Origin of the sequence: Halomicronema sp. CCY15110, assembly GCF_016888165.1 — a bacterium.
Classification (GTDB): domain Bacteria; phylum Cyanobacteriota; class Cyanobacteriia; order Phormidesmidales; family Phormidesmidaceae; genus Halomicronema.
The window spans coordinates 1-491 of record NZ_JACSWC010000226.1; the positions used below are offsets into that span (position 1 = coordinate 1).

Consider the following 491-nt stretch of genomic DNA (forward strand, 5'->3'; position numbering starts at 1 on the left):
TGAGTGGACGAGCCATCTTTTGTGCTTGAAATCAGTACTCCTATATTCTGCTTCACCTCATAGGGAATTGGTATGAGTGGCGAGAATGGTTGGATAAACACCACAAAACACTCACAGAAATTTGGTTGTTATCTGACGATCATTCTGAACAGCAAACAGTGAAGTACCTTGACGCAGTAGAAGAAGCCATCTGTTTTGGCTGGATTGATGGTATCCAAAAGCGATTCTCACCGTATGAGCTTGCTCAAAGATTTACACCTCGAAAGAAGCGAAGCAATTGGACAGAGTTGAATAAAGAACGCGCTCGCCGTCTGATTTCGCTGGAATTGATGACTGAGGCTGGAAAAATAACACTTCCCGATTTGAATGAGAAATTTATTATTGCTGAAGATATTGTAGAAAGACTTAAGGAGAAACCCTTAGTGGTGCAGAAAAGTCCTGAGAGTATTGATGTAGCTAGATTCTCAGATTGAGAAGGGGAGCCATCTGTG

Annotated in this window: 1 protein-coding gene; it reads left to right on the forward strand. The window is 42.0% G+C overall.

Features of this window, described 5'->3' with window-relative positions; all coding sequences use genetic code 11:
• Positions 1-89: 89 nt before the first annotated feature.
• Positions 90-473, forward strand: a complete 384-nt coding sequence (locus JUK32_RS08390; protein WP_204138407.1) for a YdeI family protein — start codon at positions 90-92, stop codon at positions 471-473.
• The last annotated feature ends 18 nt before the right edge of the window (positions 474-491 follow it).